At 70.2% G+C, this 26,165-nt stretch carries 24 protein-coding genes; 12 read left to right on the top strand and 12 right to left on the bottom strand.

The genetic code is table 11. The features are described from left to right. Window positions 1–83 precede the first annotated feature (83 nt). The 5 genes from ACK8OR_RS13065 (at window position 84) to lpxK (ending at window position 4,775) form a co-directional block, all read left to right on the top strand. The gene (locus tag ACK8OR_RS13065) at window positions 84–1,427 is read left to right on the top strand and encodes a TldD/PmbA family protein (RefSeq protein WP_410189817.1); all 1,344 of its coding nucleotides are present in this window, start codon (window positions 84–86) and stop codon (window positions 1,425–1,427) included. Continuing rightward, on the top strand, window positions 1,414–2,208 hold the full coding sequence (locus tag ACK8OR_RS13060; RefSeq protein ID WP_410189816.1) for a 3'(2'),5'-bisphosphate nucleotidase CysQ: 795 nt from the start codon (window positions 1,414–1,416) through the stop codon (window positions 2,206–2,208). Before ACK8OR_RS13065 ends, ACK8OR_RS13060 begins: the two co-directional genes overlap by 14 nt. Before the next feature lie 65 nt (window positions 2,209–2,273). Then, window positions 2,274–2,516, top strand: coding sequence for a DUF4170 domain-containing protein (locus tag ACK8OR_RS13055; protein ID WP_298438245.1), 243 nt, complete (start codon window positions 2,274–2,276; stop codon window positions 2,514–2,516). A gap of 4 nt (window positions 2,517–2,520) precedes the next feature. After that, window positions 2,521–3,807 (top strand): 3-deoxy-D-manno-octulosonic acid transferase, encoded by a 1,287-nt coding sequence (locus ACK8OR_RS13050; RefSeq protein WP_410189815.1) that lies wholly within the window; start codon window positions 2,521–2,523, stop codon window positions 3,805–3,807. Beyond that, the gene (lpxK, locus tag ACK8OR_RS13045; protein ID WP_410189814.1) at window positions 3,807–4,775 is read left to right on the top strand and encodes a tetraacyldisaccharide 4'-kinase; all 969 of its coding nucleotides are present in this window, start codon (window positions 3,807–3,809) and stop codon (window positions 4,773–4,775) included. Before ACK8OR_RS13050 ends, lpxK begins: the two co-directional genes overlap by 1 nt. A gap of 15 nt (window positions 4,776–4,790) precedes the next feature. Here lpxK and ACK8OR_RS13040 read toward each other — a convergent pair whose 3' ends face one another. Both ACK8OR_RS13040 and ACK8OR_RS13035 read right to left on the bottom strand, forming a co-directional pair. Continuing rightward, window positions 4,791–5,441 carry a DsbA family protein gene (locus tag ACK8OR_RS13040; protein ID WP_410189813.1) on the bottom strand — a complete coding sequence of 217 codons (651 nt, stop codon included), beginning with the start codon at window positions 5,439–5,441 and terminating at the stop codon, window positions 4,791–4,793. A gap of 27 nt (window positions 5,442–5,468) precedes the next feature. Then, window positions 5,469–5,963, bottom strand: coding sequence for a DUF721 domain-containing protein (locus ACK8OR_RS13035; protein ID WP_410189812.1), 495 nt, complete (start codon window positions 5,961–5,963; stop codon window positions 5,469–5,471). 67 nt (window positions 5,964–6,030) lie between these two features. Between ACK8OR_RS13035 and ACK8OR_RS13030 the strand changes: the two genes are divergently transcribed. Both ACK8OR_RS13030 and ACK8OR_RS13025 read left to right on the top strand, forming a co-directional pair. Further along, a complete protein-coding gene (locus ACK8OR_RS13030) occupies window positions 6,031–7,035 on the top strand; it encodes an A/G-specific adenine glycosylase (RefSeq protein WP_410189811.1) in 1,005 nt (334 codons plus the stop codon). A gap of 67 nt (window positions 7,036–7,102) precedes the next feature. After that, window positions 7,103–8,248 (top strand): alkane 1-monooxygenase, encoded by a 1,146-nt coding sequence (locus tag ACK8OR_RS13025; protein ID WP_410189810.1) that lies wholly within the window; start codon window positions 7,103–7,105, stop codon window positions 8,246–8,248. Here ACK8OR_RS13025 and ACK8OR_RS13020 read toward each other — a convergent pair. The 6 genes from ACK8OR_RS13020 to ACK8OR_RS12995 all read right to left on the bottom strand — a co-directional run bounded on the left by ACK8OR_RS13020 (window position 8,245) and on the right by ACK8OR_RS12995 (window position 14,096). Beyond that, window positions 8,245–8,844: a DedA family protein gene (locus ACK8OR_RS13020; RefSeq protein ID WP_410189809.1), complete on the bottom strand. Its 600-nt coding sequence runs from the start codon at window positions 8,842–8,844 to the stop codon at window positions 8,245–8,247. The two genes, ACK8OR_RS13025 and ACK8OR_RS13020, sit on opposite strands and share 4 nt — an antisense overlap. 102 nt (window positions 8,845–8,946) lie before the next feature. Beyond that, on the bottom strand, window positions 8,947–9,783 hold the full coding sequence (gene kdsA, locus ACK8OR_RS13015) for a 3-deoxy-8-phosphooctulonate synthase (RefSeq protein ID WP_410189808.1): 837 nt from the start codon (window positions 9,781–9,783) through the stop codon (window positions 8,947–8,949). Beyond that, entirely contained in the window at window positions 9,783–10,565 is a 783-nt protein-coding gene (locus ACK8OR_RS13010; RefSeq protein ID WP_410189807.1) for a 3-deoxy-manno-octulosonate cytidylyltransferase, read from the bottom strand. The genes kdsA and ACK8OR_RS13010 overlap by 1 nt, the downstream gene beginning before the upstream one ends. Beyond that, window positions 10,562–11,506 (bottom strand): KpsF/GutQ family sugar-phosphate isomerase, encoded by a 945-nt coding sequence (locus tag ACK8OR_RS13005; protein WP_410189806.1) that lies wholly within the window; start codon window positions 11,504–11,506, stop codon window positions 10,562–10,564. Before ACK8OR_RS13005 ends, ACK8OR_RS13010 begins: the two co-directional genes overlap by 4 nt. A 44-nt stretch (window positions 11,507–11,550) precedes the next feature. Next, entirely contained in the window at window positions 11,551–12,792 is a 1,242-nt protein-coding gene (locus ACK8OR_RS13000; RefSeq protein ID WP_410189805.1) for a glycosyltransferase family 4 protein, read from the bottom strand. Continuing rightward, the gene (locus ACK8OR_RS12995) at window positions 12,789–14,096 is read right to left on the bottom strand and encodes a UDP-glucose dehydrogenase family protein (protein ID WP_410189804.1); all 1,308 of its coding nucleotides are present in this window, start codon (window positions 14,094–14,096) and stop codon (window positions 12,789–12,791) included. The genes ACK8OR_RS13000 and ACK8OR_RS12995 overlap by 4 nt, the downstream gene beginning before the upstream one ends. A gap of 194 nt (window positions 14,097–14,290) precedes the next feature. Between ACK8OR_RS12995 and ACK8OR_RS12990 the strand changes: the two genes are divergently transcribed. Beyond that, on the top strand, window positions 14,291–15,487 hold the full coding sequence (locus ACK8OR_RS12990) for a glycosyltransferase family 4 protein (RefSeq protein ID WP_410189803.1): 1,197 nt from the start codon (window positions 14,291–14,293) through the stop codon (window positions 15,485–15,487). A 3-nt stretch (window positions 15,488–15,490) separates the two neighbouring features. Here ACK8OR_RS12990 and xrtD read toward each other — a convergent pair whose 3' ends face one another. The 3 genes from xrtD to ACK8OR_RS12975 all read right to left on the bottom strand — a co-directional run bounded on the left by xrtD (window position 15,491) and on the right by ACK8OR_RS12975 (window position 20,257). After that, complete coding sequence (xrtD, locus tag ACK8OR_RS12985) at window positions 15,491–17,041, bottom strand: VPLPA-CTERM-specific exosortase XrtD (RefSeq protein WP_410189802.1); 1,551 nt, start codon at window positions 17,039–17,041, stop codon at window positions 15,491–15,493. 5 nt (window positions 17,042–17,046) lie between these two features. Continuing rightward, complete coding sequence (locus ACK8OR_RS12980; protein ID WP_410189801.1) at window positions 17,047–19,479, bottom strand: tetratricopeptide repeat protein; 2,433 nt, start codon at window positions 19,477–19,479, stop codon at window positions 17,047–17,049. Window positions 19,480–19,573: 94 nt separating this feature from the next. Next, the gene (locus ACK8OR_RS12975; protein WP_410189905.1) at window positions 19,574–20,257 is read right to left on the bottom strand and encodes a sugar transferase; all 684 of its coding nucleotides are present in this window, start codon (window positions 20,255–20,257) and stop codon (window positions 19,574–19,576) included. Between the two features lie 304 nt (window positions 20,258–20,561). On the opposite strand from ACK8OR_RS12975, the gene ACK8OR_RS12970 reads away from it, so the two are divergent. The 3 genes from ACK8OR_RS12970 to ACK8OR_RS12960 are packed head-to-tail and all read left to right on the top strand — an operon-like array spanning window position 20,562 to window position 23,873. Continuing rightward, a complete protein-coding gene (locus tag ACK8OR_RS12970) occupies window positions 20,562–21,458 on the top strand; it encodes an ExeA family protein (RefSeq protein WP_410189800.1) in 897 nt (298 codons plus the stop codon). 4 nt (window positions 21,459–21,462) lie between these two features. Further along, entirely contained in the window at window positions 21,463–23,013 is a 1,551-nt protein-coding gene (locus ACK8OR_RS12965; protein ID WP_410189799.1) for a GumC family protein, read from the top strand. A 26-nt stretch (window positions 23,014–23,039) separates the two neighbouring features. Further along, entirely contained in the window at window positions 23,040–23,873 is an 834-nt protein-coding gene (locus tag ACK8OR_RS12960) for a CpsD/CapB family tyrosine-protein kinase (RefSeq protein WP_410189798.1), read from the top strand. On the opposite strand, the gene ACK8OR_RS12955 is transcribed toward ACK8OR_RS12960, so the two are convergent. Further along, entirely contained in the window at window positions 23,849–24,733 is an 885-nt protein-coding gene (locus ACK8OR_RS12955) for a glycosyltransferase family 2 protein (RefSeq protein WP_410189797.1), read from the bottom strand. The two genes, ACK8OR_RS12960 and ACK8OR_RS12955, sit on opposite strands and share 25 nt — an antisense overlap. 90 nt (window positions 24,734–24,823) lie before the next feature. Here ACK8OR_RS12955 and ACK8OR_RS12950 point away from each other — a divergent pair, with 90 nt between their 5' ends. After that, on the top strand, window positions 24,824–26,122 hold the full coding sequence (locus tag ACK8OR_RS12950; RefSeq protein WP_410189796.1) for an oligosaccharide flippase family protein: 1,299 nt from the start codon (window positions 24,824–24,826) through the stop codon (window positions 26,120–26,122). Window positions 26,123–26,165 lie beyond the last annotated feature (43 nt).

Raw genomic sequence — 26,165 nt, 5'->3', positions numbered from 1 at the left:
CCGCGACATCCGGCCCCCCGCCTTGTGGGGGGCCGTCCGCCGGACTACCTCGCAGGGACAGACGCCCCGATGCGAGTGACCCGATGACCGACCTCTCCGACCTGACCCGCGATCTTCTGCACGCGGCCCGCACCGCCGGGGCCGAGGCCGCGGACGCGCTGGCCGTCGACGGGACGTCCGTGTCCATCGACGTGCTCAAGGGCAAACTCGAACATGCCGAGCGCTCCGAGGGCGTCGAGATCGGGCTGCGCGTCCTGCTCGGGCGACGGCAAGCCTGCGTCTCGGCCAGCGACACGCGCCCCGATACGATGGCCCGCATGGCCGAACGTGCCGTCGCCATGGCCCGCGAGGCGCCCGAAGACCCCAATTGCGGGCTGGCCGATCCCGATCAACTGGCGCGGGATTGGGACGTCGCCGCGCTGGACCTCGTCGATACGGCCGCGCCCCTGTCGCCCGCCGAGTTGCAGGACATGGCCGCGCGCGCCGAGGCCGCCGCCCTGGCCGTCGACGGCATCTCGCAGGTCTCGGCGGCGGGCGCGGGCTTCGGCGATCGCCGCATTCACCTCGCCGCGACCAACGGGTTCGAGGGCGGGTATCGCCGGACCGCGACCTCGCTCTCCTGCGTCGCGATCACCGGCGAAGGCACCGGGATGGAGCGCGATTATTATGGCGACAGCCGGATCCACCGCGCCGATCTCGACGATCCCGAGACCGTGGGCCGCATCGCCGCCGAACGCACCGTGGCCCGGAAGGGTGCCATCAAGCCGCCGACCGGCGCGGTCCCGGTCATCTACGACGAACGGGTCGCGGGCGCCCTGATCGGCCACCTTCTGGGTGCGATCAACGGCTCCAGCATCGCGCGCGGCGCCAGCTTCCTGCGCGACGCACTGGGCGAGGCGGTGCTGCCAGACGGGCTGTCGCTGACCGAGGACCCGTTGATGCCTCGCGTCTCGGGCTCGCGCCCCTTCGACGGCGAGGGCCTGCCCGTCGGGCGGCGCGACCTGGTGCGGGACGGCGTGCTGCAGGGCTGGGTCCTGGACCTCGCCACGGGTCGCAAGCTCGGGATGGGCTCGACCGGCAACGCCTCGCGCAGCACGTCTGCGCCGCCATCGCCGTCTTCGGGCAACGTGGTGCTGACGCCGGGCGACCGCACGCGCGACGACCTCCTGGCCGAGATGGGCACGGGCCTTCTGATCACCTCGATGATCGGCTCGTCGATCAACCCGACCACGGGCGATTATTCGCGCGGGGCCTCGGGTTTCTGGGTCGAGAACGGCGAGATCGTCCGCCCGGTCAACGAATGCACCGTCGCGGGCAACCTGCGCGACATGCTGCGCCGCATCGTCCCGGCGAACGATGCGCGCGGCTGGGTCGGACGGCAGGTGCCCTCGCTGTTGGTCGAGGGGCTGACGATTGCCGGCGACTGACCCCGCCGCCGCCCCCGACGATGCCGCGCTTCTGGAAGAGGCCGCTCTTGCCGCAGGAGAAATCGCGCGCCGTCATTTCGGAACCGGACCTGAATGCTGGGACAAGGGCGACGGCCAAGGCCCGGTGACCGAGGCCGATCTCGAGATCGACGCGATGCTGCGTGACATGCTGACAGCGGCGCGGCCCGATTATGGCTGGCTGTCCGAGGAAAGCCCCGACGGGCCCGAGCGGCTGGAGCGGCGGCGCGTGTTCGTGGTCGACCCGATCGACGGCACACGCGCCTTCATCGCGGGCGAGACGAGCTTCAGCCATGCGCTCGCCGTGGTTGAGGACGGGGTGCCGAAGGCCGCCGCGATCCACCTGCCCATGAAGGACCGGATGTATGTCGCGGCACGCGGTCACGGCGCGACCCGCGACGGGCGCACCATCGCGCCCTCGGGGCGGGACGGCTGGGACGGCGCGCGGGTGCTCGGGGCCAAGGCCAATTTCCACCCCGACCGCTGGCGCGGAGGGCGCCCGCCGGTCAAGGCGGGGTTCGTGCCCTCGCTCGCCTACCGTCTTGCCTTGGTGGCCGAGGGCCAGTTCGACGCGATGCTGACCCTGCGGCCCAGCTGGGAGTGGGACATCGCTTCGGGCGCCTTGATCGTGGCCGAGGCGGGCGGCGCCGTCCACGACCGGCGCGGCGCCGCGCTGCGCTTCAACAATGCACACCCGCAGGTCGACGGCGTCGTCGCCGGGACGCCCTCGGTGCAGGCCGCGATGATCGCGGGACTGGCGTGATGCCGGTTCACCCCCGCCCGCGCCTGCGCTAGGGACGTCGCATCACGTCCAACAGGAGGCCCGTCATGGTCCAGCGCCTGCACCTCGTCTTCGGAGGCGAGCTGATCAATCCCGGCTCGACCCAGTTCGCCGATGTCGAGAAGATCGACATCGTCGGCATGTATCCCGATTACGCGTCCGCCTACGACGCCTGGAAGGGCGCCGCTCACCGGACCGTCGACAATGCCCATGCGCGGTATTTCATCGCCCATATCCACCGCCTGCGGGACGAGGAGACGGCCGCCTCGCCCACCGAGGAGCTGGGCTGAGACCATGCTGCCGCGCTCCGTCGCGCTGTCGGCGTATCTGGCTTGGTCGAACCGCGCGACGAGCTTCGGCGAGCGGATGCTCAAGCGCCGCCTCGCCGCGGGCAAGGAAAGCGCCGAGCGGCTGGAGGAGCGGCGCGGCATTCCGTCGAAGGCCCGGCCCGACGGCCAGCTGATGTGGATCCACGCCGCCAGCGTCGGCGAGAGCGTGTCCGTCCTCGAGATGATCCGCCGCATGGGGGAGGAGCAGCCGGACCTGTCGTTCCTCGTGACGACCGGTACCGTGACCAGCGCGGGCGTGCTGGCCGACCGCCTGCCGCCGCGCACGGTGCACCAGTTCGTGCCGCTCGACGTCCGCCCCTGGGTGCGGCGTTTCCTCGACCACTGGGCCCCGACCGTGGTGGTCCTGGCCGAGGGCGAGATCTGGCCCGCTTTGATCTACGAGGCGCATCTTCGCCGCATCCCGATCACGCTGATCAACGCCCGGATGACGGCGGCGGCGCATGGACGCTGGCGCTATCTCAAGGGGGCGGCGCGGGCGCTGATGCACCGCATCGATCACGTTCAGGCGCAGGAGGCCGAGACCGCGCGGCGACTGACCGATCTGGGCCTGCCGACCGAACGGCTGGAGGTGACCGGCACCCTGAAGGAGGGGTCCGCCGCGCTGCCCCATGACGAGGACGAGCGGGTGCGGCTGGCCGGGCTTCTGGCCGGACGCCCGGTCTGGCTGGCCGCGTCCACCCATCCCGGCGAGGACGAGATGGCGGCGCTGGCGCATTCGGTCGCGCGCCGCTCGTGGCACAAGCTGATGCTGGTCGTCGCGCCCCGCCATCCCGAGCGGGGCGACGCGGTCGCGACGATCTTCCGCGACGGCGGCTGGAAGGTCGCGCAGCGCTCGAAGGACGAGGACATCACCCCCGACACCGAGGTCTACGTCGCCGACACGATGGGGGAGATGGGTCTCTGGTATCGCCTCTGCCCCGTCTCCTTCGTCGGCGGCTCCATGGTCGAGATCGGCGGGCACAATCCGTTCGAGCCCGCCGCCCTCGGCAGCGCGATCGTCCACGGCCCCCATATCCACAACTTCGCGGATATCTACGGCCGCCTGACCGAGGCGTCCGCGACCCGCGCCGTGGACGACAGCGATGCGCTCGGTCCTGCCATCGCGCGCACGCTGGAGCCCGACGAGGCGGCGCGTCTGGCCCATGCCGCGTGGGAGGTCTGTTCAGCCGGTGCCGACGTGACCGAGCGGGCGATGGACCTGCTCTTCGCCATTCTCGACGGCGCCGCCTGATGCGCGCGCCCGGCTTCTGGTCGCGTCCGCCGGGCGTGGCCGCGACGCTTCTGGCGCCGCTGGGCGCGCTCTATGCCGCCGCGACGGCACGGCGGGTTGCGCGGGCCGGGGCCTCGGTCGGCGTGCCGGTGATCTGCGTCGGCAACCTGACGGCGGGCGGGGCGGGCAAGACGCCGACCGTCATCGCCCTGGCCGAGCGGCTGGTGGCGCGGGGCGTCGCGGTCGGGATCGTATCGCGCGGCTATGGCGGGTCGCTGACGGGGCCGGTGCGCGTCGATCCCATGCGCCACGAGGCGGGTGACGTCGGGGACGAACCGCTCCTGATGGCGGCCTTCGCGCCGGTCTGGGTCGCCCGCGACCGGGCGGAGGGCGCGCGCGCCGCCGTCGCGGGCGGGGCCGCGGTCGTGCTTCTGGACGACGGGTTCCAGAACCCGTCGGTGGCCAAGGACCTGTCCATCGTCGTGGTCGATGCGGGTGCGGGCTTCGGCAATGGCCGCGTCCTGCCCGCCGGCCCCCTGCGGGAGCCGGTGGCGGCGGGCCTCGCGCGGGCGGACCTGACGCTTTCGATCGGATCGCCGGACCAGCAGGCAGCACTGGTCCTGCCCGAGCCGCCGCCGCGCCTGCGTGGACGGCTCGAGCCGCTCGGCACGGGCATGGACTGGACCGGGCTGCCGGTCTTCGCCTTCGCGGGCATCGGGCGGCCCGAGAAGTTCTTCGACACGCTGCGAGAGCTGGGCGCCGAGATTCGCGGGACCGAGGCGCTGGGCGACCACCAGCCGCTGACCCCGGCGCTGCTACGGCGATTGGGGGACCGGGCCGCGCGGCTTTCGGCGCAGCCCGTCACCACCGAGAAGGATGCCGTCCGCCTGCCGCCGAACTTGCGGGGCCGGGTCATGACGATCCCGGTGCGCCTCCGGCTGGACGACTGGAGCGACCTCGACGCCGGGCTCGCGGCGCTGGGCCTCTAGCCGTTCCGCGCGCCGTCAGCTCGCGTCGTCGATCAGCTGGCCCAGTTGCGCAAGGCTCAGGTTGCCCGAATGCATCTCGCCATCGATCAGGAAGGACGGGGTCGAGCGGACGCCGTCGCGCTCGGCATTGGCCTGGTACCAGGCGACCAGGCTCTCGGCCATCTCGGCATCCTGCAGGCAGGCATCCACGGCCGCCGCATCCAGCCCCGCCTGCGCGCCCACGCGCTTGAGCGCAGCGGCCACGGCGGCGGGATCGCCGGCGCGCGCCCATTCGTTCTGCGTCCGATAGAGGATGTCGGAGACGCCGAAATAGCGGTCCGCGCCCGCGCAGCGCGCGACCATCGCCGCCCAGAGACCGTAGCGGTCGAAGAACACCTCGCGATAGGTGAAATGCGCCCGGCCGGTATCGATGTAGTCGCGCTTGAAGGCCTTGAACGTGTCCTCGTGGAAGGCGGCACAGTGCGGGCAGGTATAGCTGGCGTACTCGACCACCTTCACCGGCGCGTTCGCATCGCCCAGCGTGATGTCCTCGATCTCGACCGAACCTTGGGCACGCGCGCTCAGATCGAAGGCCGCCGGACCCTCGGGCCGGGTCAGGAAGAGCGAGGCGCCCCCCGCGGCGGCGCCGACGGCAAGAAGGGACAGGGCGGTGCGTCGTTGCATCATCTGGGGTCTCCGGAACGTTGTGCGCGATCAGGCGCTTGGTCTCGATATGATATTGGCCGCGAGGCGTTCAAGCGATGTCCGCAGGCCGTCATCGGATACGCCTTCGGCCGTGGCGCGCGCCTTCTCGACCGTTTCGGGGGACGGCGCGGGCCGCACGGCGGGGGCGGGGGCGAAGGCGGCCTGCCCCTCGGCAAAGCCCGTGGGCGCGGTCTGTGTCAGGACGATGCGGCTGATGGCGGCGTAGCCGTAGCAGGCGTTCACCTTCTCGCGCAGCGCCGGAAGCCGCATGTCGAGCATCGGGGCCTGCGCGCCGGTGGTCAGCAGCGTGAGCACCGCGCCGAAGCCCTGCCGCGGGAACCCGACCTTGACGGGGCGGCTGACGGCAGCGATCTCGGGCCCCGCGATCTCGGCCCAATGGGTCAGGAGCCGCGTCTCCGAGAAGCCGCGACGCTCGCCCATCTTGCGGATGTCGCGCTCCACCAGCGTCGAGACGCGGCGGGCGCCCTTGCGATACACGGCCATGGGTGTCTCCTGTCGCCCGGCATCCTACATGGGTTGCGGGGACGGGGAACAGGGGGGACGGTCACCAATGCGTGAGAGATCGACGGCGCTGCTCGCATGGTACGATCGCCATGCCCGCGACCTGCCGTGGCGGGTGCCGCCCGGGTCGGACGCGCGCCCTGACCCCTATCGCATCTGGCTATCCGAGGTGATGCTCCAGCAGACGACCGTGGCCGCGGTGAAGGACTATTTCGCGACGTTCACGCGGATCTGGCCCACCGTCGACGACCTCGCCGACGCCGAGGATGCCGAAGTGATGGGCGCCTGGGCGGGCCTTGGCTACTACGCGCGGGCCCGCAACCTCCTGGCCTGTGCGCGCGTGGTGTCGCGCGATCTGGGCGGCGTGTTTCCCGAGACCGAGGCCGAACTGCTGCGCCTGCCGGGCATCGGCCCCTACACCGCCGCCGCCATCGCCGCGATCGCCTTCCAGCGGCGTGCCGTGGTGGTCGACGGCAATGTGGAGCGCGTGATGACCCGGCTCGAGGCGATCGAGACGCCGCTTCCGGCCGCCAAACCCCTGATCCGCGAGGTCGCGGAGGCCATGACCCCGGAGACGCGGCCCGGTGACCACGCACAGGCCGTGATGGATCTGGGGGCCACGATCTGCACGCCCAAATCGCCCGCCTGCATCCTTTGCCCGCTGTCCGAAGGGTGCGCGGGGCGCATCGCGGGCATCGCCGCGACCCTGCCGCGAAAGCTGCCGAAGAAGGCCCGACCCGAACGGCGCGGCCTCGTCTACGTCGCCCGGCGCGGGGCTGACTGGCTGACCGAGATCCGGCCGCCGAAGGGCCTCTTGGGCGGGACGCGCGGCTTTCCGACCTCGGACTGGTCCGAGGCGCCCGTCCCCGCGCCGCCCTTCGCCGGCGACTGGGTGCGGACGGGCGAGGTGGCCCACGGTTTCACCCATTTCACGCTGACGCTGGACGTGATGACGACCGGGGCGACGGGCAATCCCGATCGCGGCAGTTTCGGCCCGCTCGATCCCGGCGATCTGCCGACGCTGTTCCGGAAGGTCCACGATTCGGTGACGTAGCGTTTCGCCGCACCCGCTTGGCGGAACCGGCCCCAATGCGGTAATATCGGCGAAAATCGGGACAGTCATGACCATCACCACGCTTGCCGACGACCGCGTCCGCGCGCCGCTGCGCGCCCTCCCGTTCTGGGTGTCGCTGACGCTCGTGCCGATGGTGTGGTTCGCCGCGATCCAGGGCGGCTGGTGGGTGGCGCTGGTGCCGTTCTATTCCTGGGGCATGTACTCGCTGCTCGACGCGCTCGCCGGGCTGGAAGAGGGCAATGCCGACCCCGAGATGGAGCGTTCGGGCCTCGGGTGGTATCGGGCGATCACGCTGATTTGGGCCCCGGTCCAGTTCGCGACGCTGTTCGGCCTGATCTGGTACGCGACCCGCGCCGACCACCTGGGCGCGTGGGAGCTGTGGGGCCTGTTCTTCGGCATGGGGGTCCTCTCGGGGACGGTCGGCATCAATTACAGCCACGAGTTGATGCACCAGAAGCCGCGCCTCGACCGTTGGCTCGGCGACATCCTTCTGGCGATGGTGCTCTATTCGCATTTCCGCTCGGAACACCTCCTCGTGCACCACCGCTACGTCGCCACGCCGCGCGATCCGGTGACGGCGCGCTACAACGAAGGCTTCCACCGCTTCTTCCCGCGTGTCTTACGGCAGTCTCTCGCCTCGGCCTGGAACGCCGAAGCGGCGATGCTCGCACGTAAGAGCCTCGGCCGCTGGCACCGCTCGAACCCGTTCTGGCGCTACGGGGCCCTTCAGGGCGCAATGCTGCTCCTCGCGCTGATCCTCGGGGGGTGGGTCGGGCTGGTCCTGTTCCTCGTGCAGGCGGCCTCGGCGATCTGGCAGCTCGAACTCGTCAATTACATCGAGCATTACGGCCTGACCCGCCGCCACCTGGGCGACGGCAAGTACGAGCCGGTCCGCCCGCACCATTCGTGGAATTCGGCCCAGAAGGCGTCGAACTGGCTGCTGATCAACCTGCAGCGCCATTCGGACCATCACTACAAGCCCGACCGGCCTTTCCCGCTCCTCCAGACCTACGCGGCGGATGACGCGCCGCAATTGCCGGCGGGCTACCCGGTAATGACCTTCGCCGCGATGATCCCGCCGCTCTGGCGCCGGATGATGAATCCGAAGGTCCGGGCGTGGCGGACGCGGTTCTATCCCGACATCGATGACTGGTCCGCCTACAAGGCCGCGTCGAACCCGCTGCCGCGCTAGTCGCGCCACTCCTGCCGCACGAGGCGCCAGAGGTAGATCCCTACCGTCGCGCCGATCACGACCCAGGTCGCCGGATCGATCCAAGCCGCGACGCGGTCGTATTGCGATTGCAGCACGTATCCGATCAACGCGAGCCCGCCGATCCAGACGAGACTGCCGAGCGTCGACCAGACCAGGAACGGCAGAAGCGGCATGCGCGCGACGCCCGCCGGGACCGAGATCAACGTGCGCAGGCCCGGCATCATCCGCCCGAGGAACACCGCCCAGCGGCCCTTGCGGCGGAACCAGTCGGCGGCGGCGTCCACGTCACGGGCCGAGATCGTCAGCCAGCGCCCGTGCCGGGCCGCGAAGGCGCGCAGCCGTGCCTCGCCGATCCGGAGGCCGATCCAGTACCAGAAGGTCGCGCCCGCGACGGACCCCGCGGTCGCCACGAGGATCACCGGGACGAGCGACAGCGTGCCCTCCGCGGCGAGAAAGCCTGCCAAGGGGACGACCACCTCGGACGGGATGGGCGGGAAGACGTTTTCGAGCGCCATGAGGAACGCGAGGCCCGGATACCCGCCGGCGGCCATGACGGAGAGGATCCATTCGAACATCGGCGTGCCTTGATGGGTCGGAGGGGGCGCTGCCCCCGCCCTCCGGGCCCCCCGAGATATTTGGGGCCAGAGGATGGGGGGGCGGTTAACCTTAACGGATCGTTAGCGCCCCTTGCGGAGGTCGTCGAAGGCGCGAAGCTCGGCGATCAGATCCGCCATCCGGTCGACGGGGATCATGTTCGGCCCGTCCGAAGGCGCGTTGTCGGGATCCTGATGCGTTTCGATGAAGAGCGCCGAGACGCCCACGGCGCAGGCCGCGCGGGCGAGAACGGGTGCGAATTCGCGCTGGCCGCCGGACGAGGTGCCCTGTCCGCCAGGCTGCTGCACCGAATGGGTGGCGTCGAAGACGATCGGATAGCCCGTCGCCTCCATCGTCGGCAGGCCTCGGAAATCGCTGACCAGCGTGTTGTAGCCGAAGCTAGTCCCCCGCTCGCAGAGCATGATGCGCTCGTTGCCGGTGCTCGCGACCTTGGCGGCGACATTGGACATGTCCCACGGCGCGAGAAATTGGCCCTTCTTGATGTTGATCGCGCGACCCGTTTCGCCCGCGGCCAGCAGAAGGTCCGTCTGGCGCGACAGGAAGGCAGGGATCTGAAGGACGTCGCAGGTTTCGGCGGCGGGCGCGCAGTGATCGGGCAGGTGCACATCGGTCAGGACGGGGCAGCCGAACTCGGCCTTGATGTCGCCCAGCACGCGCAGCCCCTCCTCCATCCCGAGGCCCCGCTGGGCACTGAGCGAGGAGCGGTTGGCCTTGTCGTAGCTCGCCTTGAAGACCCAGCGCGTGCCGGTGGGCGCGCAGGCCTCGGCGATCCGTTCGGCCATCATCCGCGCGTGGTCGAGGCTTTCGAGCTGGCACGGCCCGGTGATCAGCATGAAGGGCTCGGACCCGCCGACGGGAATGCCCGAGACGTCGATGGTCTTCGATCGGATTGGGTCCATCACATTGCTCCTAGTACGGCTTCGATCCGGAGAACGTCCTCGGGGTTGTTCAACTCCCAGAAGAGCCGCCCGCGCGCCTTGACCTCGACGCAGGCGACGGTGGCGCCATTCTCGAGGAAGCGCAGCTGCTCCAGCCCCTCGCGCCGCTCCAGCTGGCCCTCGGGCCAGCCCATGTAGGCCCGCAGCGCGTCGGGCCGATAGGCGTAGACGCCGACATGGTGGAACACGGGGATCGGATCGGGGAGCTTGCCGGGCGCGATATACGGGATCACTTCCTTCGAGAAATAGAGCCCATGGCCGCGCCGGTCGAAGACGGCCGTCGTGCCGCCGACGCGATCGGCCTTCCGGTCCTCGACGAACATCTCGTAGGTCTGCCGATCGCAGCGGAGGACGGGGGTCGCGACAGCCGCGTCGCCGTCCGTCGCCATTCGCTCGATCAGGGCCTCGACGAACCAGGGCGGAGTCAGCGGCGCGTCGCCCTGCAGGTTCACGATCAGGTCAGCATCCACCTCGGCCAGCGCCTCGGCGCAACGTTCGGTGCCGTTGGCGGCGTCGGGTGAGGTCATCACGACGGAGGCCCCGAAGTCGTGCGCCGCATCCGCGATGCGGTCGTCATCGGTCGCGACATGGATCTCGGCCACGCCCGCAACGGTGCGCGCCGCTTCCCACGTCATCTGGATCAGGGTCTTCGTCGTCCCGTCCGCCTGCCGGAGCTTGGCCAGAGGCTTGCCGGGATAGCGCGTCGAGGCATAGCGCGCCGGGATCAGGATCGCGGTCTTCATGCGACGCCCGCCCGCAGTAAATCGTGGATGTGGAGGACGCCGACGGGGCGCGCGTCGTCGCAGACGATCAGCACGTTGAGCTTGCGGTCATTAAGAAGCGCCAGCGCCCGCACGGCCAGCATGTCGGGCGGCACCGTCAGGGGATCGCGCGTAGCGATATCGCCCGCGGTCCGGCCATCGGTCGCACCGAAATTCCGACGCAGGTCGCCATCGGTGATCACACCCGTTAGAACTTCGCCCTCGGTGACGGCGGCGATGCCGAAGCCTGCGCCCGTCATGGTCAGCAGAACCTCCTCCATCGGGGTCGCGGCGTCGACGACGGGCAGACGGTCGTCATGCATCAACTGGGCCACGGTCGACATCTGCGCGCCGAGCTTGCCGCCCGGATGGAAGACGCGGAAATCCTCGGGCTGGAACTGTCGCCGCCGGAGGAGGGCGACGGCCAGCGCGTCACCCAGGCCCAGCGTCAGCGTGGTCGAAGTCGTCGGCACCACGCCCAGCCCGCAGGCCTCGGGCAGCGCGGGGATCGTCAGGCGGTGGTCGGCGGCGCGCATCAACGTGCTGTCGGGCCGCGACGAGAGACCCACAAGCGGGACGCCGAAGCGGCGCGAATGCTCGATCATGTCGCGCAGCTCGGGCGCCTCGCCGGAATTCGAGATCGCGAGGATCACGTCGGCGCGCGTCACCATCCCGAGATCGCCATGGCTCGCCTCGGCGGGATGCACGAAATGCGCGGGCGTCCCGGTCGAGGCCAAGGTGGCGGCGATCTTGCGGGCGATGTGGCCGGATTTGCCGATGCCGGTGACGATGACGCGACCCGACATCCCGGCGAAGAGGTCCACGACGCCGCGGAAATCCTCGGGCATCGCATCGGCCAGCGCGGAGAGTGCGGCGGCTTCGGTGCGCAGGACCTCGCGGCCGGTGTCGATGGGGTCCGTCATGGGGATCGCAGATAGGGCCGGGGCGGGGGCGGCGCAACTGTCCGTCAGAGTGCGATCCGCCGATCCGCGGAGACGAGCGCATTGATCTGCGCGATATGCTCGGGCAGGCAGACGTCGAGGAAATCGTAGGTCCGGACGACATGGTCGCGGGCGGCGGGTCCCAGATGCGCGAAGGCCGCCGGATCGGACAGCACCTCGATCACCTGCCGTGCCAGAAGGTCGGGGCGGAAGAAATCCACCAGGAGACCGGTCTCGCCATGGGTCACCGCCTCGCGGACGGGAGCCACGTCGGAGGCGACGATCGTGGCCTCCATCGCCATCGATTCAAGGAGCGACCAGGACAGCACGAAAGGCATCGTCAGGTAGACGTGGCAGCGGCTGATCTGGACGATGCGCTTGAAATCGGGATACGGCACCTGGCCCAGGAAATGCACGCGATCCCAATCGAGCCGGTCGCCGACCTCGCGTTCCATCTCGGCGCGGAAGCCGCCCTCGGCGTCGCTGGCCTTGCCGTAGGACGTGCCCGATCCCCCCACGATCAGGGCCCGTGCGTCGGGGCGCGCGGCGAGGATCTCGGGCAGCGCGCGCATGAAGATATGAAAGCCCCGCGTCCGCTCCATGTTGCGCGCAACATAGGTGACGATCTCGTCGTCGCGGGTGATCCGCCCGATCCGCGTCAACTCGAGCGCGGCCTTCGGGTCGGGCCGCAGATGGTCGGTACGGATGCCGTCATGGCAGACATAGAGCTTGTCGTGAAAGGCCTCGGGGAAGCAGTCCTTCTGCCAGCGGGTCGGGGCGAGCCCCCGGTCGACGACGTGGATATTGTGGTTCGGCACGGAATTCCGCGCCTCGAGCAGGAATGGTGCGGCTGCGGTCACCGGCTCCTCGGGGTCGAAATTCACGGGTCCGCCGAACTCGCGGTAGTAGTATTCGAAGAAGCCGAGCACGGGCACGTCCGGCAGGACCTGGCGAAGGAACAGCATCTCGCCCCACCCGGTATGCCCGAGCACGATATCCGGCACGAAGCCCTCGTCGCGCAGCTTGGCGATAGCCAATGCCGCGCCATAGCCGGCACCCGTCGCCTCCTCCCACACCTTCGATAGGCCGTAGGTGCCCTTCGCGGGCCTGTGATGCGGCGCATAAACGACCTTCCGGACGCCCGCGACCTCGGGGTAGCTGCGGCGCTGGGTCAGGAAGACCAGTTCGTGACCGCCCTGCGTCCTCAGCCAATCCAGAAGCTCCCGGTACTGGCCGGGCATGTTCTGGTGAACGAAGAGGATCTTCACCGACGGCCCACTGCGTCATAGGCCGTGAAGCCCGCGTCGAGCACGTCGGCGGGGCTGTAGATGTTGCGCAGATCGGCCATGCGGGCCGTCCCCATGGCGTCGGCGATCCGCGGCAGGTCGAGGGCGCGGAACTCGTTCCATTCGGTCAGCAGCACCAGGAGGTCCGCACCGTCCGACGCCTCGTAGGGATCGTCGCACCAGGTCACGCCGGGCAGCAGCGCCTCGCCCTCGCGGCGGCCCTCGGGATCGACGACGCGGACCTTTGCGCCACCGCCCACCAGCGCGGGCACGATCGTCAGGCTGGGCGCGTCGCGCATGTCGTCCGTATTGGGTTTGAACGTCACGCCCAGCACCGCGACCGTTCGCCCGTTGAACGACCCGTCGCATAGATCGCGCAGCTTCTCGATCATGCGGTGCTTCACGCCCTCGTTCACCTGGATGACCGTCTCGACGATGCGCATCGGGACTGCATGCTCCTGCCCGATGCGGGCCAGCGCGCTGGTGTCCTTGGGAAAGCACGAGCCGCCATAGCCCGGCCCGGCATGCAGGAACTTGTTGCCGATCCGGCCGTCCATCCCGATGCCCTTCGACACCTTCTTGACGTCCGCGCCCACCCGCTCGCAGAGCGCGGCGATCTCGTTGATGAAGGTGATCTTCGTCGCAAGGAAGGCGTTGGCGGCGTATTTGATCATCTCGGCAGATTCGAGATCGGTGATCATGATCGGGAAGTCCCGCAGGTAGAGCGGGCGGTAGATGTCGGACATCACACCCCCGGCGCGTTCGCTCTCGACCCCGACGACGACGCGGTCGGGGCGCATGAAATCGTCGATCGCGGCACCCTCGCGCAGGAATTCGGGGTTCGAGGCGACGTCGAACGCGGCCTCGGGTGCTGCGGCGCGCATGGCGTCGGCCACCTTGCGATTGGTGCCCACGGGCACGGTCGATTTCGTCACCACCACCGCATAGCCCGTCAGCGCGCGCGCGATCTCCTCGGCGGCGGCCATCACATAGGTCAGGTCGGCATGGCCGTCGCCCCGGCGCGTCGGCGTGCCGACGGCGATGAACACGGCATCGGCCCCGTCGACCGCCGCCTTCAGGTCGGTCGTGAAGGTCAGGCGACCCGACCCGACATTGCGCACCATCAGGTCCTCGAGCCCCGGCTCGAAGATCGGCACACGTCCGCCCTCGAGCATCTCGATCTTGGCGGGATCGCGGTCGACGCAGACGACCTCGTGGCCGAAATCCGAAAAACACACCCCGGAGACGAGGCCGACATAGCCCGTCCCGATCATTGCAATCTTCATTGCCGATCCTCGTGACAATGGGGGCTCTCGCGCCACCCTGTTTCCGGTTTGGCCCGGTTTCGCAGCCAATCGCGGCAAGGGTATGGCGCAGGCTGTGCCGTCTTGGCCATCCGGGGCGGCGAAAACCGCCGATCACCCTTGCCATTCGCGGCGTCCTTCGGCCCCTTGGGCCCACCTGCCCGCCCGAGGTCGCGATGAGCCGATTTACCACCCCCCGCCGCGTCCTCATAGTGGTGGAGAACCTTCCGGTCCCGCTCGACCGCCGCGTCTGGCTGGAGGCGACATCGCTCAGGGCGGCGGGCTACGAGGTGTCGGTGATCTGTCCGACGGGCAGGGGCTGGGACGCGCCGCGCGAGGTGATCGACGGCGTCCACATCTATCGCCACCCCGCCCCGCCCGAGGCGCATTCCGGCGCGGTGGCCTATGCGCGCGAATATCTGCACGCGATCCGCCACTGGTTCCGGCTGGCCCGCATCGTCCGGCGCGAACGCGGCCTCGACGTCATCCATGGCTGCAACCCGCCCGATCTCGTCTGGCTTCTGGCGTTGCGCTACCGCGTGGCGGGCGTGCGCTATCTCTTCGACCACCACGATGTCTGCCCCGAGCTCTTCGAGGCGAAGTTCAACAAGCGCGGCCTGCTATACGGCGTGATGCGCCTCTGGGAGCGGATCACCTTCGCCTGCGCCGACGTCTCGCTGGCCACCAACGAAAGCTTCGCCCGTATCGCCCGCGACCGCGGCGGCATGGCGCCCGAGGACGTGTTCGTCGTCCGCTCCGCCCCGAAGGTCGAGAAGTTCGTGCCCGGCCCCGGCGACCCGGCCTATCGCCGCGCGGCGACGATGCTGGGTTGGATCGGTATCATCGGCCAGCAGGAGGGGCTGGAGCTTCTGGTCGAGGCGGTCGAGCGCCTGGTGGCCGAAGGGCGCGACGTCCACGCGCTGATCGTCGGCTTCGGGCCGCATCAGCCGTTGATCGAGGCGCTAGTGGCCGAGCGGGGTCTCACGGACCGCTTCACCTTCACCGGCGCGCTTTACGGCGAGGCGATGCTCGCCGCGCTCAACAGCATCGATATCGGCGTGGCACCGGATCCGAAGAACGCGATGAACGACATCTCCACCATGAACAAGATCATGGAATACATGACCCTCGAGAAGCCCAGCGTGCAGTTCGACCTGACGGAAGGGCGTGCGTCGGCGGGCGATGCGGCGCGCTACGCGACGCGGAACGATCCCGGCGAGCTGGCCGCCGAGATCGGCGCGCTGATCGACGACCCCGAGGCCGCGCGCGCCATGGGCCAGCGGGGCCGCCGCCGCGTTCTGGACAAGCTGAGCTGGGAGCATTCGGTGCCCCATCTCCTCGCGGCCTACGAGCGGATCTTCACGAAGGACTGACCGTCAGTCCGGCAGATGCGCCGCGATCGGCGGCAGCGCCGCGTCGACCATCGCCATGAGCCGCGCCTCGGCGGCCGCGATCTCCTCGCCCGGCAGGATCGCGGTGACGAACCTCACGAGCGCGCCGTCGCTCCGCCCGGTGGCCAGCCCGTCGCGCAGCGCCCAGAACTTCGCGTCCCAATCCGAGGTCATGCGCCGCCCGCGCTGTTCGAACCAGTAGAGGACGAGCTGTTCGTCGAGCCCCTTGCGGATCACCGCACGGTTGGCATCGAAGCCCTGGGGCATCGTCTTGACCGACAGGTCCGCGATCTCCCAGCCGCCGGCGGGCAGGCAGACTTCGGGCGAGTGCAGTCCCGCCCCGTTCGTCTGGCGCGCGTACCACGCCACGAAGACCGAGACGGGGGCCGCTTCGTCCGGTGTCGCGTACTCGGCGGCGAGATGGTCGGAGGCCGCGAGGACGCTCAGCGTCTCGGCGTCGATGAAGGAGCGCCGTCCCTCCCACCCGTCGATGGCCAGCGGGAAGGTCGCGAGCGGCGCGCGGGCGATGGTCTCGGGCGCGGGTGCGGGCCGGTCGAGCGCCACGGCCCCCGCCGTCAGGAGCGCGAGTGCGGCCAAGGCGGGGGCGCCGTCCAGCCGCCCGACGCGGCGGGCCTGCGCCACGAGCCCGTCCGTGTCGAGGTCGAGCATCGGCCCCTCGACCCCTGCCCGCGCCCACATCAACCGCGCCAGCCCCATCAGGAGCGCGATGCAGAGCCCGAAGATCACCCAGCCCTCGAAGACATGGAGGAACCCCTCGGCGTGGCCGATCCCGTAGCGGTCGACCAGTACGCCGATCACGCCGATGCGAACGGCGTTGAGAAGGACGGCGAGCGGCGCGGCCAGCGCGAAGAGCACGATCTTGTGCGCGAACGGGCCGCGATAGAGGATCGCCGTGAGGTAGCTGAAACTGAGGATCGGGAAGAGATAGCGCAGTCCGGAACAGGCTTCCGCGACCTGCAGCTTGTAGACGCCCAGATCGATGACGTGCCCTTCCAGCAGGACCGGCACGCCCGCCGCGGCGACGAGGGCCACGCCGATCTCGGCCGAGATCGTCTGGAGCAGGGTCGAGACCTGCCAGAACATGACCTGCGGCAGGGGCAGCATGAAGATCAGGTGGAAGACCGACGCCCAATGCCGCCGCCCGCGCCGCCAGCCCATCGCCACCAGCACCAGCGCCATGATCCACAGGATCAGGCCATAGGTCGCGAGGTCGGGGATGCCCGTGCGGTTGCCGACCAGCGTGACGATCAGCGCCAGCCCCCCGAGCGCCAGCCCCGGGCGGCGGTCGGGAGCGGGATCGAGGGCGGCGGGGCGGTCGCGCATCTCGCGCAGGAAGAGAAAGAGAGAGATCAGCGGGATCAGCGGCCCATGGCTGTATTCCGGGGTCGACCACGCCGCCAGCAGTGATGCGAGCCCGTCGAGAAAGAGCGGGATCGCCACCGCGACCGCCGCCAGCAGCACCAGCGGGGCCAGTCGCGACGTGCCCTGCGGATTGCCGATGCCGAGATAGGCCACGTGCCTCAGCCGTCCGTCGGAAGAGCGTCGCGCGCGTCGCGGGCCTCGGCGGCCAGCGGGTGATCGGGGCCGGTCAGGGTCTCGACGGCGGCGAAGGTCTCGCGTGCGTGGGCGACGTCGCCATGGGCGGCCTGAACCCGTCCAAGGCGCAGGCGTATCCCTGGATCGTCGGGGAGCTCCCGCGCCGCCCGCCGCATCAGGGGCAGCGCGCCCTCGACATCGCCGCGTCGGAAGGCGATCCAGCCGATCGTGTCGGCCACCTGCGGCCGGGGATCGCCCCGGAGCGGGGCCGCAAGCCGCGCGGCACGTGCCAGCGAGGCAGGATCGTCCCGCGTCGTCGACAGGAGGGCCGCGAGGTTGTTGGCGACGGTCGGGTGGCCCGGCTGATCAGAATGCAGCGCTTCGAGCACGACGATCGCGGCTTCGCTGTCGCCCAGCGCGGTCAGGCGATCGGCGTCGAGAAGGCGCAGCGGGACGGAGGCCGGAAACGCACGCAGGCCTGCGGCGAGCGCGGCGTTCGCATCCTCGACCCGCTGGGCCGCGGCATGAAGACCGAAGAGGCGGATCGTCGCCGTCTCGCCGAGGTCGGCCACGCCGGCCAGCGCCTCGTAGCCCGCCTGCGCATCCTCGGTCCGGTCGGCGAGGGCGAGCATGTCGGCCCGGATCAGGCGCAGGATCATGGCGTCGGGATGGGCGGCGATGAGGCCGTCGAGCCCCTCCAGCGCCGCGTCAGGGCGCCCCTGATCGGCCAGCGCCCCTACGGCGCCGGTCAGGGCGGGCTGCCGTGCCTGTCCCGGCGCGTAGAGCGCCGCAATATCGATCGAGGCCGCGGGATCACGCATCGCGATGGCACCGCTGAGCGCGGTCGCCGCCTCGGCCGCGCCCTCGGTCTTCGCGGCCCGAAGCCGTGCGGCCACGGCTCTGGCCTGCGTGACGTCGCCAAGATCCAGGAGGACATCGGCCAGCAGCATCGCCGTCGGCACATGGCCCGGCGCGCCCTCATGCGCGGCCTGCAACACGCGGAGCGCCAGCCGGTCGCGTCCCTGCCCGATCAGCGCGCGGGCGTAGCGCCCGGCCTCGCCCACGGCATGGCCCGAAACCTCGGCCGCCGTCGCAAGCTGCTCCATGGCCAGGCCCGGATTGCCGTCGAGACGGTGGGCTGCGGCCATCAGGCCCAGAAGTTCGGTGTCGCGCGGGGCGATCGACAGGGCCGTCCGCAGATCGACGATGGCGTCCTTCGGGCGGTCGCCGTCGATCGCCCAGCCCGCCCGCATCTTCAGTGCGCCGACATCGCCGGGATCGGCCTCGAGCACCGTTTCGATCTCGGCCCGCGCGGGCCCGTGTTCGCCCAGCCGGTCGAGCATCCGGGCGCGAAGGACGCGGATCATCCGGGCTTCCGTGCCCTCGCCCGCGGCAGACACGAGCTCGTCCAAGCCAGCCAGCGCGCCGTCCCGGTCGCCCGCGTCGAAACGGATCGCGCGGTCCATCGCGGCATAGACCAACGCGCCCGGCCCTTCGCCCGCAGCCTCGCGCTGACGCGCGAGCTCGGCCAAGGCCGCGTCGGAGCCGCGATTGCGCAGAAGGAAGCGTACGAGCATCGTACGCGTCGCCAGATCGTCGAGCGGGCGACCGTCGGCCAGTGCGCGGAGCACGTCCTCGGCATCGGCCATCCGGCCACGGGACATGTAGCGCGCGACCAGAAGGCCCGCGAATTCGGAATCGTCGGGATAGAGCGCCACGAGGTCGTGCAGGCGGTCCTCGACCGGATCGGGGTCCGGCCCCTCGGCCAGAAGGCGGATGCGTGTCAGTTGCAGGTCGGGGCGATAGGGATCGCGCGCCAGCGTGTCGTCCAGGAGCGCGAGCGCGTCGTCGGTCCGCTCGGCCTGGATCGCGGATTCGAGGACGATTCGTGTCAGGATGGGCTCGTCGGGATACGCCTCGCGAAGCGGGATCGCCTCGGCCTCCAGCGCGGCGCGCGCGGCGGCATCGTCGTCGCGGATCGCGGCGCGGAAGCGGACGGCCATGTCGAGGATGCGCGCGGCATGGCCATCAGATTCCATGTCGGCGGCGGCTTCGGCGTGACGCCCGAGGGCCGTCCAATCCGCCTGCAGCATCGCGATACGACCGTTGGCGAGGCGCCATTCCGCGACATCGGGCTCGCGTTCGGCCAGCAACGTGAACTCGCGCGAGGCTTCGCGCAGGTAGCCCTGCGACAGGAACATGTGCCCCAGCGCAGCGCGCGTCTCGACATCGTCGCCGTCGATCTTGAGGACGTTGCGATACTGGATCAGGGCCCGCGCGAAGTCGCGCTCGGCGACATAGGCATCACCCGATGCCCGGAGTTCCGAGACACGCGCGTCGTCGGATTTGCACCCTGTCAAAGCCAACGCCACGACGATTGCCGTCGCCGTCAGCCGGAATCCCGGACCGATGGTCATGCCTGTCACCACTACTGCTCGTTCTTCTTTTGCGGGTAGCCTGCCCTGCCGGGGCGGTTTGACCAAGCGTCGCGGGGCCGCGCGCGCCCTATGTTCAACGACCTGTGGCGCGCAGGACAACACCGACGGTGGCCGCAAGGATCGACAGATCGGCTGCCAGCGACACCGCCCCTTCGTAGGCGCGGTCGAATTCGGCGCGGGCGGCGAAGCTCGTCTCGCCGCGACCCGACACCTGCCAGGCCCCCGTCAGGCCGGGGCGCAGGCGGAAATAGGCCTGGCCGGGATAGATCGCGCGCTGGCACGGCATCATCGGGCGCGGACCCACGAGGCTCATGTCCCCGGTCAGGACGTTCCAGAGCTGCGGCAGCTCGTCGATGGAGGTCTTCCGGATCAGCGCGCCGATGCGCGTGACGCGGGGGTCGTGGCGCAGCTTCTGGTCGCGGGCCCATTCGGCCCGGGCGGCCGGGTCGGCGGCGAGATGGGCGTCGAGAGCCGCGTCGGCATCGCGCACCATGCTGCGCAGCTTCCACATGCGGAAGCGGCGCCCGTCGAGGCCCAGCCGCTCCTGCACGTAGAAGGCCTGGCCGCCGTCGCGCGCAACCAGAAGGGCGAAGAGCCCGACCAGCGGAAGCACGAACGGCAGGGCCAGCACGACCAGGGCGACGTCGAAGATGCGCTTGAGATGGTCGCGATAGCTGAGCGCGCGGGCGCCCGGCTGGGGCAGCGGCACGGGCGCACCGGTCAGGGCGGTGCGGATGCTGTGCGGATCGGTGTGCATGGTCATGGTGAAGGGCCTGCCAGACTTGATCGTTCGTTCTCGGACATGCGCGTCCGTTGCAGGCTTGTATGCTTGGCGATCTGGCGGATTCGGTGGCCCGTTCATCATGAATCGTGGCAGCGTCGGACCCATTTCGCGACACAATGCGGCACTGCCCGAAAGACGCCCCGAGACGCCGTCGAATCCACCTGCCCGCGCCTTAATCGCGTCCGATTTTAATTCAATCTTAAGGGACCGGTTGCGCGACCAATACGAGTCGCCGTTCGCAAAAATGGCACCCGGCGGCAGAACACAGGATACGACGATGAACAGCGTCCAAACCCTTTATAGCGAGCGCTTCGGCCTGACCGGTCGCCCGTTCTGCGTCCTCCCGGATGCCGAGCTGTCCCACGAGGGGCCGTCCCTGATCCGTGCCCATGCCGCTCTCGAATATGGCCTGATGACCGGTGCGCCCTTCATGGCGCTGACCGGCGAGGCCGGCACGGGCAAGACCTCCCTCCTGATGCGCCTGATGGCCGATGCCGACGAGACGCTACGCTTCGCGGTCGTCGGGGGCATCCGGTCCGGCGCGGGCTCGATCCTGCCGTGGATCCTCCAGTCCCTCGGCGAGCCGATCACGGCCGAGATGACCGAGCCGGAACTCCATTCCCGTCTCCAGGACCTGCTGATCGCCGACTACGCCGCCGGTCGCCGTGTCGTCCTCGTGATCGACGAGGCGCAGACGCTCTCGACCGAGGCGCTCGACGAGCTACGGCTCCTGACCAACATCAATTCGGCCGAGGATCAGCTCGTCCAGGTGATCCTGTCGGGTCATCCGGGCCTCCGGGACATGCTGCGGATGCCCGCCCTGTCGGGCCTCGTGAACCGGGTGGGGGTCTGGGCCGCGCTCGATCCCATCCTCCGCGACGAGACGACGGGCTACATCGCGGCGCGTCTCTCGGCCGCCGGTGGTCCCGAGGATCTCTTCGACGAAGACGCCGTCGCGATCGTGCATGCCGCCTCCGCCGGCCTGGCGCGCGCGGTGAACCAGCTTTGTGAGATGGCGCTGGTCTTCGCGCTCTCGGGTGACGGCGACCGCATCACCGCGCAGGACGTGCGCGCGGTCCTCGACCACGGCATGTTCGTCGCCCCGCGCCCGGCACATGACCCCGCCCCGGCCTCGAACCGTCCGGCGCGCCTGCGTCTGGCCAGCGGGGAATAGGGCCATGAAAGCCGACATCCTTTTCTATCTGTCGCTATTCGCGCGCCGTCTGCCGTGGTTCCTCCTCGCGCTCTTCGTGTGCACCGGGACCGGCCTCGGGGTCGCCGTGACGCTGCCGCCCGTCTACGAGGCCGGCGCCCGCCTCGTCGTCGAGGCCGAGAAGATCCCCGACGAGCTGGCCGCCTCAACCGTCCAGACCGCCGCCTACCAGCATCTCGAGATCATCGAGCAGCGCCTGATGGCGCGGGGTGCACTTCTCGACATGGCGAACCGGCTCGACATCTATGCCGGGGCCCGCCCCGCCGCGGACGAGATCGTGCGCGATCTGCGCAGGCGTATCACCTACACGATCGAAGGCGAGAGCGCCGCCCGCAAGGCCGGGGATCGCGCCACGATGCTCGTCCTCCATTTCGAGGATGAGAGCCCCGTCATGGCCGCCGCCGTCACCAACGAGCTGGTGACCCGCGTGATGGCCGAGGATGTCGAGATGCGGACCTCGGTCGCGCGCCAGACGCTGGAGTTCTTCGACCACGAGGTGTCGCGCCTGCAGCAGGAGCTCAATGCCAGCGGCACGCAGCTCATGGCCTTTCAGCAGGAGCACGAAGAGGCTCTGCCCGGATCCCGCGAGCTGGCCCGACAGCGCATCGTCGGCATCGAGGGCGACCTGGCCGAACTCGGCCGCGAGACCGAAGCCCTGCGCCGCGAGCGCGAGCGCCTCGTCCGCCTGCACGAGACGGTGAAGCGCCGCGAAGGCCGCGCCGTCGACAGCCCCATCAGCTACGAGCAGCGCCAGATCGTCGCCCTCCGCGAGACGCTCGCCAATCTCGACGCGGACGATCCGGGCGCCGACGAGATCGCCGACCGGATCACGCGCCTGTCGCGCCGGATCGCGGAAAGCGGCACCGCCAGCTCGACCGAGCGCACCGCCTTTCACCGCCATCGTGACGACATCGATGCCAAGTTGGCCGAGGCCGCCGAGCGCCGCGCCGCCCTTCTCGACGAGCTGGACGCCCACCGCGTGACGTTGACCGACGCGCCGACGAAGGCCGCCCAGCTCGCCTCGCTCGAGGAAGACCACCGCAACCTGCGCCAGCTCTACAACCAGGCGATCGAGGCCAAGGCCGTGGCCGAGACCGGCGACGCCATCGAGGCGCTGTCGAAGGGTCAGCGGATCGCGATCATCGAGCAGGCGTCCATCCCGCGCAGCCCGGCGCGTCCCAACCGCAAGGTGGTGGCCATCGCCGGGGCCGCGATCGGGGTCTTCCTCGGCCTCGCCATCGTCGTCATCCTCGAGCTGCGCCTCGGCTTCCTGCGCCGCCCCGTCGACCTGCAGCGCCGCTTGGGAATCGTCCCGCTCGCGACGCTGCCGATGCTGGGCGACCCCGAGCCCGCGCCCACTGCGCGCCCGGCCCGCCGCCGGTTGCCGCGCCTGCGCACCGGTGTCGCCATCGGCTTCGCCGCCGCCGGGGTCGCGACGATGATCGCGGTCATGGTCGGCCAGTTTCCCTATTCCGAGGAGATCGTGACGCAGTGGCAGCGCGTCGCCGGTCTCTGACCCCCGCCAGACAGGAGAATCCGCAAATGGACCGTCTACAGGCCGCCATCCGCCAGGCCCGCGCCGCGCGTGCCACCCTCATGCAGCCCATCGGGCAGGGCGATATCGCCCCCACCCATATCCCGCAGGACGAATGGGAGATGCTGCCCCGGCTCGATGCCGATCCCGATCATCTCGCGAAGGGGCGTATCGTCACGGTCGAGGACACCGCCAAGTCGGCGCCCTTCGACGTGCTGCGCACCCGGCTCGTGCAGCAGGCACTTGCCAATGACTGGCGCCGCATCGCCATCACCTCGCCCGGCCCCGGCTGCGGCAAGAGCACGGTGACCATGAACCTCGCCTTCTCGCTGGCGCGCCAGCCGGACCTGCGGACCATCGTGGTCGATCTCGATCTGCGCCGTCCCGTGATGGCCAAGATGCTGGGCGTGTCGCGGGGCCAGAACGTCGCCACCGCGATCAGGGGCCTGACGCCCGCCGCCGACCAGATGGTGCGCGTCGGCGAGAACCTCGCCTTCGCCACCACGGCCGAGCCCGTCCGCGATCCCTCGACCCTGATGCAGGGCCGGGTGATGACCGCGTTCCTCGACCAGCTGACCGAGCAGTTCGCCCCCGATCTGGTGCTGATCGACCTGCCGCCAGTGATGGTCAGCGACGATGCCATCGCCTTCCTGCCCCATGCCGACGCCGCGATGATGATCGCCGCCGCCGAGGACAGCACGCTGGGACAGGTCGATGCTGCCGAGCGCGAGCTGGCGTCACGGACCAATGTCCTCGGGGTGGTGCTGAACAAGTGCAACCATCCCGGCGAGGGCCATGCCTACGGTTACGGCTACGATTACGGCGAGGCCCCCGCCGCCTGACGCAGCATCCAGACCATTCGCGACAGGCGGATCCGGGCCAGCGTCGCGACGGCGCGGGCCCGTTCCGCGCGATCGAGACCATCGGCGCGGGCCACCTTGGGCGCATGGGCGAAGATCGATGCGGGCATCAGCAGCGCGCGTCCCGCCCAAGCCCCCCGCGACCGGCCCTCGGACCGGTGCAGCGCCCAGGCTTCGTCGGTCAGGCGCCGCCACTTGGCCCGAAGCGCGGCCGCGTCGCCCCGCGACGGATGCCCGACCGCCATTTCGGGTGCGAATCCCAGCGTGAACCCCGCCGCGCGCGCCCGGTGCGAATAATCCTTGTCCTCGGATACCGCGGCCCGGAACCCACCGATCGCCTCATGAACGCGGCGCGAGGTCACGAGATTTCCGCTCCCGAGAAAGCCGTCCCGTTCGAGATAGCCGCGCATGTCGAAGGCGAAGACGGCCTCGAAGGCCTGCGCGCCGGTGCGGGGGCCTTCGGTCTCGTCGAAGAGATCCACCGCCCCGCCCACCAGGTCGGCACGCGGCGCGACCTCGAGCGCCGTCGCGGCCCAGCCCGGACCCGGTACGCAATCGGCATCGAGGAACATCAGGATCGGCGCGTCGCTTTCGGCGACGCCGCGGTTGCGCGCCGGGCCTGCGCCGGGCGTGCGCTCGACCAGCGTGCGGACGGCAGGATAGTCTCGCGCGATCCACGGCCCCGGATCGACCGCCGAGCCGTTGTCGACCACCACCACCTCAACGCCCGGCGGCAGGTCGGTCGCCAGCGCCGAGAGACAGCGCGCCAGCCGGTCGGGATCGTTGAAATGCGGCACGATCACCGTGGCGCGGGGCGTGTCGGCCGGGGGCGAAGGGGGCACCGGAGCCTCGCGGATCGGGGGAAGGCGACTTGACCGGAGCATGGCAAGCCGCCCACAAGCGCGCAAGTCCACCCGTCCGCGAGGCCCCCGATGCTGCGCCCCGCCCTCACCATCCTGTCCGGCAATCTCGGCTCCTCCGCCCTTCTCTTCGCGCGGAACCTGACGCTCGCCGCGCTGATCCCGGTCGAGGATTACGGGATCGCCGCGACCTTCGCGCTGGCGGTGGCGGCGGTCGAAATGGCCTCGGCCTTCGGATTGCAGCAGCAAATCGTGCAGGCCGCCGACGGCGACGACCCCCGGCTGATGCGCGCGCTGCAGGGCTTCCAGCTCTTTCGGGGCATCCTTGCCGCCGGGGTGATGCTGGCGCTGGCGATCCCGCTGGCGGATTTCCTCAACGTGCCGCAGGTCGCATGGGCCTACGCGGTGCTGGCGCTCGTGCCGCTTCTGAACGGCGTCCGGCATCTCGACATCCACCGGCAGAACCGCAGCGGCCGCTTCGGCGCGCTTGCCGCCGAACAGACTCTGCCCGCGCTGGTGGCCTTCCTCGCGATCTTCCCGCTGGCGGCCTGGCTCGGGGACTGGCGCGTGATGCTGGTGTCGATCCTGATCCACAACATGGGCGCGGCCCTCGTCTCGCAATTCGCCGCCGAGCGCCCCTTCCGCCCCGCCTTCGACCGCGCCCGCTGGGGGCGGACGCTGCGCTTCGGCTGGCCGATCCTGCTGAACGCGGGACTGCTTTTCGCCGTGTTCCAAGGCGACAAGCTGATCGTCGGACGGCTCGAAGGCATGGTGGCGCTCAGCACCTTCGCGCTGGCCGTCACGATCACGCTGACGCCCGCCCTGATCGTGCTGCGCAGCCTCCAGACCGGGTTTCTGCCGCGGCTGTCCCGCCGCGCAGAGGCCGGCGAGATCGACCGCCCCGCCGCCCGCCTGATCCAGCTGGCGCTCGCGTTGGGGCTGGCCGGCATGGGCGTCGGCATCCTCGCCGGTCCGATCGCCGCGCGCTGGCTGGCGGGATCGGATTACATCGCGGTCGCAGGGCTGCTGGGGCCCATGGCGATCCTGCAGGGGCTGCGCGTGGCCAAGGTCGGCACCAATATCGCCGCGCTCGCGACCGGGCAGACGGGGAATGCGGCGTGGTCGAATATCCCCCGGCTCGCGGCGCTGGCCGTGGGCTGGTGGATGCTGGAGGGCGGCGCGTCGGTCGTGGTGCTGGTGTGGCTCGCCGCAATTGCCGAGTTGGCCGGGATCGCGATCTCGGCGTCCATGTTCCGTGCGGCCCGGCCCGACCCGATCGCCCTGCCCTGGGCGTCCTATGCGGGTTTTCTGGCCCTCGCGGCGGCGGCGACCGGGGCGATCCTCGCGACCGCGCCGCCCCTCGGGGCCTGACGCAAGCCCGTCACACCGCCCGGCCGATGGGCCATGGCCACCC

Origin of the sequence: Jannaschia halovivens (genome assembly GCF_046452375.1) — a bacterium.
GTDB lineage: Bacteria > Pseudomonadota > Alphaproteobacteria > Rhodobacterales > Rhodobacteraceae > Jannaschia > Jannaschia halovivens.
This window is presented reverse-complemented; position numbering and strand designations above follow the sequence as displayed.

Bases quoted from the DNA above. Each gene is read 5' to 3' on its own strand.
- ACK8OR_RS13065 (WP_410189817.1), top strand. From the start codon at position 84: ATGACCGACCTCTCCGACCTGACCCGCGATCTTCTGCACGCGGCCCGC.
- ACK8OR_RS13055 (WP_298438245.1), top strand. From the start codon at position 2,274: ATGGTCCAGCGCCTGCACCTCGTCTTCGGAGGCGAGCTGATCAATCCC.
- ACK8OR_RS13050 (WP_410189815.1), top strand. From the start codon at position 2,521: ATGCTGCCGCGCTCCGTCGCGCTGTCGGCGTATCTGGCTTGGTCGAAC.
- lpxK (WP_410189814.1), top strand. From the start codon at position 3,807: ATGCGCGCGCCCGGCTTCTGGTCGCGTCCGCCGGGCGTGGCCGCGACG.
- ACK8OR_RS13040 (WP_410189813.1), bottom strand. From the start codon at position 5,441: ATGATGCAACGACGCACCGCCCTGTCCCTTCTTGCCGTCGGCGCCGCC.
- ACK8OR_RS13035 (WP_410189812.1), bottom strand. From the start codon at position 5,963: ATGGCCGTGTATCGCAAGGGCGCCCGCCGCGTCTCGACGCTGGTGGAG.
- ACK8OR_RS13030 (WP_410189811.1), top strand. From the start codon at position 6,031: ATGCGTGAGAGATCGACGGCGCTGCTCGCATGGTACGATCGCCATGCC.
- ACK8OR_RS13025 (WP_410189810.1), top strand. From the start codon at position 7,103: ATGACCATCACCACGCTTGCCGACGACCGCGTCCGCGCGCCGCTGCGC.
- ACK8OR_RS13020 (WP_410189809.1), bottom strand. From the start codon at position 8,844: ATGTTCGAATGGATCCTCTCCGTCATGGCCGCCGGCGGGTATCCGGGC.
- kdsA (WP_410189808.1), bottom strand. From the start codon at position 9,783: ATGGACCCAATCCGATCGAAGACCATCGACGTCTCGGGCATTCCCGTC.
- ACK8OR_RS13010 (WP_410189807.1), bottom strand. From the start codon at position 10,565: ATGAAGACCGCGATCCTGATCCCGGCGCGCTATGCCTCGACGCGCTAT.
- ACK8OR_RS13005 (WP_410189806.1), bottom strand. From the start codon at position 11,506: ATGACGGACCCCATCGACACCGGCCGCGAGGTCCTGCGCACCGAAGCC.
- ACK8OR_RS12995 (WP_410189804.1), bottom strand. From the start codon at position 14,096: ATGAAGATTGCAATGATCGGGACGGGCTATGTCGGCCTCGTCTCCGGG.
- ACK8OR_RS12990 (WP_410189803.1), top strand. From the start codon at position 14,291: ATGAGCCGATTTACCACCCCCCGCCGCGTCCTCATAGTGGTGGAGAAC.
- ACK8OR_RS12980 (WP_410189801.1), bottom strand. From the start codon at position 19,479: ATGACCATCGGTCCGGGATTCCGGCTGACGGCGACGGCAATCGTCGTG.
- ACK8OR_RS12975 (WP_410189905.1), bottom strand. From the start codon at position 20,257: ATGCACACCGATCCGCACAGCATCCGCACCGCCCTGACCGGTGCGCCC.
- ACK8OR_RS12970 (WP_410189800.1), top strand. From the start codon at position 20,562: ATGAACAGCGTCCAAACCCTTTATAGCGAGCGCTTCGGCCTGACCGGT.
- ACK8OR_RS12965 (WP_410189799.1), top strand. From the start codon at position 21,463: ATGAAAGCCGACATCCTTTTCTATCTGTCGCTATTCGCGCGCCGTCTG.
- ACK8OR_RS12960 (WP_410189798.1), top strand. From the start codon at position 23,040: ATGGACCGTCTACAGGCCGCCATCCGCCAGGCCCGCGCCGCGCGTGCC.
- ACK8OR_RS12950 (WP_410189796.1), top strand. From the start codon at position 24,824: ATGCTGCGCCCCGCCCTCACCATCCTGTCCGGCAATCTCGGCTCCTCC.